This is a genomic window from Streptomyces sp. NPDC007205 (assembly GCF_040634095.1).
In the GTDB taxonomy this organism is placed as follows: domain Bacteria; phylum Actinomycetota; class Actinomycetes; order Streptomycetales; family Streptomycetaceae; genus Streptomyces.
In genome coordinates, this window is sequence record NZ_JBEYEW010000030.1 from 74,370 (window position 1) to 83,256 (window position 8,887).

Annotated in this window: 4 protein-coding genes and 2 pseudogenes; 4 read left to right on the plus strand and 2 right to left on the minus strand. The window is 68.7% G+C overall.

Annotated elements, in window-relative coordinates:
- The first annotated feature begins 6 nt into the window (after positions 1–6).
- The gene (locus tag ABZ624_RS33295; protein ID WP_360097494.1) at positions 7–2,919 is read left to right on the plus strand and encodes a BTAD domain-containing putative transcriptional regulator; all 2,913 of its coding nucleotides are present in this window, start codon (positions 7–9) and stop codon (positions 2,917–2,919) included.
- A gap of 268 nt (positions 2,920–3,187) precedes the next feature.
- On the opposite strand, the gene ABZ624_RS33300 is transcribed toward ABZ624_RS33295, so the two are convergent.
- On the minus strand, positions 3,188–6,433 hold the full coding sequence (locus tag ABZ624_RS33300) for a BTAD domain-containing putative transcriptional regulator (RefSeq protein WP_360097497.1): 3,246 nt from the start codon (positions 6,431–6,433) through the stop codon (positions 3,188–3,190).
- Positions 6,434–6,694: 261 nt separating this feature from the next.
- On the opposite strand from ABZ624_RS33300, the pseudogene ABZ624_RS33305 reads away from it, so the two are divergent.
- Positions 6,695–7,336, plus strand: a pseudogene (locus ABZ624_RS33305) (transposase family protein); the annotation flags it as partial.
- Positions 7,337–7,744: 408 nt separating this feature from the next.
- Here the strand turns inward: ABZ624_RS33305 and ABZ624_RS33310 are convergent.
- A complete protein-coding gene (locus tag ABZ624_RS33310; protein ID WP_360097512.1) occupies positions 7,745–7,915 on the minus strand; it encodes a hypothetical protein in 171 nt (56 codons plus the stop codon).
- Between the two features lie 15 nt (positions 7,916–7,930).
- On the opposite strand from ABZ624_RS33310, the pseudogene ABZ624_RS33315 reads away from it, so the two are divergent.
- Positions 7,931–8,415, plus strand: a pseudogene (locus tag ABZ624_RS33315) (transposase family protein); the annotation flags it as partial.
- Positions 8,416–8,653: 238 nt separating this feature from the next.
- Positions 8,654–8,887 (plus strand): transposase (locus ABZ624_RS33320; protein ID WP_360097500.1); only part of this gene is annotated, 234 nt, incomplete at its 3' end.

Genomic DNA, 8,887 nt, shown 5'->3' on the forward strand with positions numbered 1-8,887 from the left:
ATGAAAATGGAAAAAGATGAGAATCATCACGTGCGATTTACGGTCCTGGGATCGGTCAAAGTGTGGCGGAGGGGCGCCGAGTTGCCCCTCGGACCGCCAAAGCAGCGCGCCCTACTGGCACTACTTCTGTTGCACGCCGGGCAGACCATCGGTCTGAGCCAGATCGTCGACGTCCTGTGGCACGGCGATCCACCGAACAGCGCGGTGAACGTCGTCCACCGTCACATCGGCTCGTTGCGGAAACTGCTGGAGCCTGGACTGCCTCCCCGTGCCCCGGGCAACCTGTTGGTGCGCCATGCCGGGGGGTACGGCATCAATACCGACGCCACCACTCTCGACTTGCTAAACTTCCGTGACCTTGTCGCCCGCGCCCGCGATGCCGCAGACGGCGGCGAGGCGAGCAGCGCCGCGGAACTGTACACCAAGGCACTCTCCCTCTGGCGCGGGGAGGCCGCACAGGGAGTTCCGCAGGACATCCGGGTGCACCCACTGTTCTCCGCCGTCGACAGCGAACACCTGGCAGCCCTGCGCGAGGGCGCCGACCTGATGCTGACGCTGGGCACGCCCGCCCCGGTTCTCCCCTTGCTGCATCGGGCGATCGCGCAGTATCCGTTGGACGAGTCGCTGCATGCCCGGCTGATCCAGGCGCTCGCCCAGACGGGGCGTCAGGCGGAAGCGTTCCGGCTGTTTCAGGAGATGCGTCTGCGGTTGAAGAACGAGCTCGGCATCGAGCCGGGCCCGGAACTCCGCATCGCCCACGCCGGTCTGCTGCGCCAATCGAAACGAGCCACAATCCCCCAGGACGGGCGCCACGAAGCCCCCCCGAAGGAGATCTCCGGGCCCCCGATGCCCCAGTCACCGCCTGGGCGGCCGAACGTGCCGACCACGGTTCGCCCCACGCAACTTCCTCTGGATCTACGCACCTTCGTCGGCCGCCGAGACGAACTGGCCCGGATCACCAGCGCTCTCGAGAAACTCGACGAAGCATCCGGAACCACCTCGGCGGTTATCAACACCATTGAGGGAATGGCCGGCGTGGGCAAGACAGTCCTTGCAGTGCATCTCGCACATCGCCTCGCGAACCGTTTCCCCGACGGCCAGCTTTACGTCAACCTCCGAGGCTTCGACGCAAGCGGGCCGTATGTAACCGCCGCCGAAGCCCTGCGTTCGTTCCTGACCGCACTGGGCGTGTCCGCACGACACCTGCCCGCCGATGTCGACTCCCAGGTGGCCCTCTATCGAAGCATCCTCGCGGGCCGTCGGGTTCTGGTCGTCCTCGACAACGCGCGCGACTCGCAGCATGTGCGGCCCCTGTTGCCGGGCAGCCCCACCTGCCTGGTCGTCATCACCGGCCGCACCCAACTGCGTGGCCTCGTCGCCACCCATGGGGCCGCCCCGCTGCTCCTCGGCCCGCTGAGCGAGGCGGAGTCCCGTGAAGTCCTTGCGCGTCACCTGGGCCAGGACCGGACCACCGCCGAACCCGAAGCCGTCGACGCGATCGTCGAATTCTGCCATCGGCTGCCACTCGCCCTGGCAATCATCGCGGCGCGCGCAGCCACCCTGCCCGGCTTCTCCCTCTCGTCCATCGCCGCCGAGCTCCAGGCCGGCCACGACAACCTTGACGCCTTCGCCGACGAGGACCCCTACACCGACCTGCGCACCGTCTTCTCCTGGTCCCTCGACGGCCTCGGGCGCGAGGCGGCAAGGCTCCTGCGGCTGCTGTCCCTGCACCCCGGACCGGACATGTCCGCCACGGCCGCGGCAAGTCTGGCGGCGCTGCCGGTGCGCCGGACCACGACCCTGTTGGCCAAGCTGGCCGACGCCCACCTGATGATCCGGCCGGTGCCGAACCGTTTTGCCTTCCATGACATGATCAAGATCTACGCGTCCGAGCAGGTCCAGGATCACGACGACGCCGACACGCGCGGGGCGGCCGTGCGCCGCCTGCTCGACCACTATGTTCACGGCGCTCACGCCGCCGTGACTGCTCTGACGCCCAACCGTATCGACGCCACCCCCGATGCCTCCGTGGAGCCGGGCGTCGAGCTCGTGCCCCTGACATGCCCAGACTCGGCCGCGGCTTGGCTGGAGCGTGAACTGCCCGTGCTGTTGTCCACCGTGGTCCAGGCCAAGAGCAGGGGCTACCCGGCCCAGGCCTGGTTGCTGGCACAGACCCTGGAGCTGTATCTGGACCGCAGGGGCCGCTGGCAGGATCAGATCAACATTCAGTCCATCGCCGTGGAGGCCGCCCTGCTGCTCCAGGACCAGCTCCGTGAGGCACAGGCCCGGCGGGCGCTGGGATTCGCGTACGGGCGCCTCGCCCAGTACGACCGGGCCCACACCGAGCTCCATGAAGCGATAGCTCTGTTCACTACGCTCGGTAATCCCAACGGCCAGGCACGCACGCATCGGTCGCTGGCCTTCCTGGCCAACTGTCGCGACGAACACGACGCGGCCCTGCGTCACTACGCGCAGGCTCTGGACCTGTACCGGTCCGCGGACAACCTCACCGGGCAGGCGCTCGTCCTCAACGAGACGGGATGGACCTACATCCTCCACGGCGCCTACCGGCAGGCCGTTACCGAGTGCGCCCAAGCGGTGGCCCTGCACCAGAAGATCGGCGATACCAACGGCGAGGCCGACGCTTGGGACAGCCTCGGGTACGCCCACCACCACATGGGCCACCACGAAGAAGCCCTTCGTTGCTACGAGCGCGCCCTGAAGCTCTACCAGTACATGAACGACCGCTACCTGGAGGCGGACACACTCCTGCACATGGGGGACACCCACGAGGCCCGGGGAAGCCGCACCGCCTCCGTGCCCCTGTGGCGGGAGGCGGTGCGGATCCTCGACGAACTCGGCCATCCCGAGGCCGAACAAGCACGCGCCCGGCTGAGAGGCGAACCCACGGACGGCTGAGGAGCGGTTCCGCCACGGGAATCGCGAGGTCAGGGGTAGCCCTCTGCCCTGGGTATCGGGTGGTCGGGAATATCGTCCGGATTCTGGGCGAACCGGTCCGCGTACGGTGTCATGACTGCACTCCAAGATGGGTGTCGGATCCGCTGTCGATCGGAGGGGTTACCTCGCAGGGTGCGGCGCCGGACGGCGAGACCAAGCATGCCAAGCTGCCTCTGCCGAGAGCTTGCCTTCCGTTTGCCGAATCCTTGCGGGCAGTACGATCCGGCCGCTACGACACGGAAGTCAGGTGGCGCAGGCGAGTGAACGGCAGATTGCGGCTGTCGTAGGCGAATTCTCCACGGGATTCGATCTCCGCAGCCGACGACCGCAACGTCTTCCTGGCGTCCTCGATCGCCCCGCTGCTGTGCTGTGCCTGGGCCAATAGGCCCAGATGGAGCGGCAGACGAATGAGAAGACGCCGTTCGCGCAACTCGGCGACCGCCGACTCCAGGCAGTTGAGCGCGCCGGGCTTGCCGGTCTGCTGCTGCGCCCAGCTCTGGCACACCTGGAGCATGGCGGTCCAGTAGCTCAGCCCGTGGGCGCGGGCGATGTCGAGGCCCCGGCCGCTGGAGGCCGCCGCCCTGTGGGGATCTTCGCCCAGGGCTGCCACCAGAGCGTGGAAGTAGTGTGCGCTCGCCTGGTCGACCGGTGTGCCGTCGCGGCCGGTGGCCACGAGCAGGTCGTCGCACAGCGCACGCGCTTCGTCAGTGGCGCCGAGCAGCCACAGGGTGAGGACTCGATGGTTCATGGCCAAGTACCGTGGGTCGTGCTGCGACTGATGAGTCATGGCCCCCCGCTGTTCGGGGCTCAGCTCCTCGGCCGTTTGCTCCGCCTCGGTCAGGGCTGTGAGCGCGTCGGCGGTCTCACTGGGCAACTGCAGCAACCCGCGGGCGATCCTTTCGTAGAACCGGATCTCCGGGTCGCTGAACCGCTCCGTAAGAGCGCGCAGTTGCTGCACATGCCAGGCGCCCTCGGCGTGCCGACCGGTGACCAGTTCGGCCACGCACTGCTGCAGCAACAGCGCGGCCTGTTCGGTGGTCCGGCCCGCCGTGGCGGCGGACAGCTTCCGGATGCGCCCGGCCTCGGCCTCCACCTCGCGGTCGCCGTAACCGCGGGTGATGACCGTCGTGTACAGGAGCCTGGTGCGCAGGTCCAGCGTCTGCTCCGATGCCGTATCGCCGTTTCGCGGTAGGGCGGAGAGCAAGGTGTGCGCGTGCTCGAACCATGTCTGCGCGCGTTGGTAGTTGCCGTCGCCGATGGCCTGTTCTCCGGCGCGCCTGAGGTGCGGCACCACATCCTCCGTCGGCAGGGCCAAGGCGGCCTGCCAGGCGTGATGGGCCACCTGTTCGCTCGCCTCGGGAGAGCCCCCGTGGCGGGCGCTGAGCACGCCGACGGCGCGGGCGTGCAGTGCCGCCCGCTCCTGGCAGCGCATCTCCGCCAGGAGGACGTCGCGGATGAGGCCGTAGCGAAAGACGAGCCGGTGTGGGTGGTCGAGGTCGCTCCGCATGAGTCCGGTCCGCAGGACCTCTTCCACGACGTCGTGGTCGGCCTCGCCGTTGTCCAGCATGCTGGTGAGCGAGGTCAGCGCCGCCTCGGTGCCGAGTACGGCGCAGCACTTCAGGATCTGCAGGACGCGCGGGGGCAGCCCGGCGAACCGCCGACGCAGCATGCTGCGGACCCCCGTCGGGATCCCGTCGCGGACGACGTCGGCCACACGGGGATCGTGCAGGCGCCGTGCTCCGCCGGCGTCGGCGAGCAACTGGTCGAGGAGATAGGGATTTCCGGCGCTGCGTTCGTACAGTGCCCGCACGACAGATGCGTCGACGCCGGGTCCGGCCTGAGCCGTGACCGCAGCCTGAACGTGTTCCTCGGCGAGGTTGTCCAGATGCACAACCTTGGTGCGGGAGTCGGCCAGGAGGTCCACGAGCGGACCGTCGGAGTCGAGCCCGGCCCCAAGCCCGGGTTCACGGACCGTGATCACCACGCTGACGTGCCGCCCCTGAGTGCGGCTGCTGAGCAGTCCCAGCACGTCGAGTGTGAGACGGTCCGCCCAGTGCACGTCTTCGAGGACGAGCAGGAGCGGGCTGTCGTCAGCACATCGGAGAATCGCCTCGCACAGCGCATCCTGAGCGAGGAAGTGCATCTGGTTCGAAGGATGTTCGGTGAAGTCGGCGCTGGGTCCGGACAGCGTTGTCATCGGGTAGAGGACGCACTGCCTGCGGAGGCCGTCGAACGACACCCCGTACGGGATCTCGAGTCGGCGCAGCACCTGCTGCCACACCCAGCCGATGGGCATCCCCTCGGTGCTGCGGCAGTTGACGCGGATCACCTCAGCTTCCGGGGGCGGCCCCGATTCCGCCGTGGCTCGCGCCACCAGCTCGGTCTTGCCGGCGCCCGCCTCGCCGACGACGGCGGTGATGTGTCCACTGCCGCGCAGGGCGCCGGTGATGAACGACCGCAGAGCGTCGAAGGCGTCATCGCGGCAGGGGAAAGCTGAGTACACCGTCGGTGCCGCACGCCGCTGTTCGCCCTCGGGCACGATCGCGCCACCGTCCTCCGGCGAGGGGACGGAGCCGCGGCCACCGGCAGGCCCGTCTGCCTCCCGCTCGGCTGGAGCGTCGGCCGCGCCCGCGCCGCCGGGCCGGTCCCGCGCCTCGATGACGGCCGGAACAGGCGCTTGGTCGTCGAGTTCGTGACGCAGCAGAGCCAGGTGGACGTGCTGCAGTTCGCGGGCCGGAGCGACCCCGAGTTCCTCGGAAAGGTGGGTGCGCGTCCGGTCGTACAGTTGGAGCGCCTCGGCCTGACGGCCCAGGCGGTACAGGCCCGTCATGAGGCTGCCGACCAAGCGTTCGTCGGTGGGGTGCAAGGACACTTCACGTCGCAACAACGCGACGGCGTCACCGGCTTCGCCGAGAGCGAGCAGCGTGTCGGCGTGTGCCGCCACGGCGGTGGTCCGCAGAAGGCTCAGGCGTGCGCTCTCCTCCGCGAGCGGAGCGTAGGCCGCGAGGTCGAGGAAGGGATCAGCCCGCCATAACCGCAGCGCTGTGTCGAACACCTCGCGAGCGGCCTGGAGACGGCTGTCGGCCACATGGCGCTGCCCGCAGGAGACGAGACCTTCGAACCGGGACAGGTCGAACGTGTCCGGCTCCACCGTCAGGACGTATCCGGGAGCCCGGTAGCGCAGCGGGGCGATCAGGCCGTGCTGTCCTGTCAACACACGCCGCAGGTGGGACACGTACGTCTGCAAGGTGGCCTGCGGGCGCCTGGGGAGGCGGTCACCCCACAGTTCGTCGACGAGCTGATCGGCGGGCACCACCTGACCCAGCCGTATCAGAAGCAGTCCCAAGACGGCCCGGTGCCGTGGAGGACCGAGGGGCACCTGCTCGGCCCCGCGCCGAGCCGTCATCACTCCGAAGGCTTCGAACGACAGATCTGCCAGGGACACGGATTGCTGCTGTTGTGCTGTGTACGCCATGCAGGGGGCACTCGCTTTCGACGGTCACGTACTTGACGGGCGGTTGAGCGTACGGCGGGGCAGGTGCTGAAAGAGTGCCGATGAAGTGACGCGCAGAACACGCCATGACACGCACTGGTTCGAGCCACGTGCCGGGCGGTGCCCGGTGCCCGGTCGTGGCGCGGCGCCGGCCGATGAGGAGGCCGCGGTGCGCAGTCGACGCGTGCGCCGTGGCGGCGCGAGCCCAGGTGACCCGGTGTCAGACAGGAGACCGCCGAGACTCTGGCCCGTCTGCTCCACGAGCACCGCCAACGGCTCGGCACCCGCAAGAACACCCGCCCTCTCGGGGCCTTCGAACAGGGCGTCCTCGTGCTGCGGTGGTTCGTCGACGTCACCCGTCCTGCCCAACTCCACCGCGCTGGAGCGGGCGACGGCCGCCGGGTACACCCACCTCAACCTGGACGGCACCGTCATCCGCACCGACCCCGTCGCCGCACCCGGCCCGAGAGGGGCCGGCCTGTGGTGGTCCGGAAAACACCAGCCACCACGGCGGGAACGTACAGGTGATCTCCACCCCGGACGGCTGGCCGCTATGGGTCTCCCCGGTCCGTCCCGGCCGCGAGCACGACACCACCCGCGCCCGTGCCCACGGCCTGATCCGCGCCCTGAACCGGCACCGCCACGCTGGACGCCCCCACGCTCACCGACCTCGGTCACGAGAACGCCGGCGCGGGCTTCCGCCACCCGGTCAAGAAGCCTCAGGGCCACGAACTCGACCTCGAACAACAGACGTTCAAGCAAGGTGATCCGCGCCGTCCACGGCGTCGCCGAGCGCGCGAATGCCCTGCTCAAGGTGGCGTTCAAGGCTCTGCGCCGAGTCAGCCTGACCCTGTCGGCATCACCCGGATCGCCCGAGCCGCCCTTCCCAGACCGCGTTGTCGCCCCACCGGAGCCGGGCGCTTGCCGGCTGCCTACGCCTTGTTGAGACAGGCCAGGCCGATCCAGCTGCGGACAAGGCCACGATGAGGGGCGATCGGTTCGGTGCCACGCCACGTCGTTGGGGATGGCGAGTAGACGAATCAGGTCCCGCCCGGCGGCGGAATGCGGGCAATCGGGGTTGAGACTGATCGAGAACGACAGCCGCTTGTCCAGCTTGCCGGTGCTGACATCCTGGAAGTCACCGTCGAGGTGGGTGTAGATCCCGCACGAGCGATGTGTGTACGGGCTCGGTGAACCCGGCCGACGTGCGCAGCCATTCGTCGAAGCGTTCCGACAGCACATCCGCGATGACTTCCTGCCATGGCGGAGAGAACGTGTCCGTTCACGGGGTGGTCACACGGTGGCGGGTGGAAGCCATGGGGTGCCGGTGAGCGCGTTGTGGATGGCGCGCATGGCGGTGAGCCCGTGAGCGCGGGTGGTGGTCAGGTGGGAGCGGATGCGTAGGCAGCGGCGGGCGCCGGTCAGTCCGCGCCGGCAGCCACTGAGCTTCTTCGAGCTGGCCACCCATCAGGTGACAGCCGCGAGGCCGACGCGGACTTCGTCCTGCTGGACGGCACGCTCGCCGAGTGCGACCGGGTCGGCGACGGACGGGCCGACTCCCCCACAAGCACCGCCGGCACGGGGTGAACGTGCAGGTGGTCACCGATCCGAACGGGCCTGCTGCTGTGGCTCTCACCCGCGCTGCCGGGCCGGACTCATGACCTGACCGCTGCTCGCACCCACCGGATCATCCGCATCTGCGAGCGCCAGGGCGTCCCCATCCTGGCCGACCTCGCCTACCAGGGCGGCGGCCCCTGAGTGACCACGGGCATCAAACGCTGGCCCCTACAGGAACTCACCCTCACCGAGAAGACCGTCAAACCGGACCCTGGCCGCGGCACGGGCACCGGTCGAACGCGGCGTCGCGCGCCTGAAGTCCTGGCGGTCTTCCGCAGATCCCGGTGCAGTCCAAACCGCATGACGTCAACGCCAAAGCCGTCCTCACCCTGGAGCGGAAACGCTGAAGAAGCTCCTTACCTTCTTGGCGGGTCCGTTCCGCTCATTCGTACGATCGGGAGGCCCAGGGGTGCCGGGTGTGGCTCAAAAAGCTCATGCCGATGATGTGGCTTTCAGTGATTGGCCGCCCGGCACCCCGCGACGACACGGCCACTCATTGGGATGCGCGAACCTCATCGCTTCGTAAGGACACGTCGGCGTGGTCGTCTGCCGGGACCAGGAACACGGATCCTCGAGGAGGCATGAGTGCCGCAGCTGTGGGCAGGAACGGACGCGGACAAGAGCGAGCATCACTGCACGGTGATCGACGCCGAAGGCGAGCGAAGGCTGTCACGGCGGGTGGCCAACGATGAGACGACTCTGCTCGAGCTGCTCGGCGAGGTCCTCGAGTTGAGCGAGGGCGAGCCGGTGACCTGGGCCATCGATCTGAACGCGGGCGGTGCCGCACTGCTGATCGCGCTGCTGGCCGCCCATGGACAG

Coding starts and splice junctions, on each gene's coding strand:
- ABZ624_RS33295 (WP_360097494.1), top strand. CDS start 7: ATGGAAAAAGATGAGAATCATCACGTGCGATTTACGGTCCTGGGATCG.
- ABZ624_RS33300 (WP_360097497.1), bottom strand. CDS start 6,433: ATGGCGTACACAGCACAACAGCAGCAATCCGTGTCCCTGGCAGATCTG.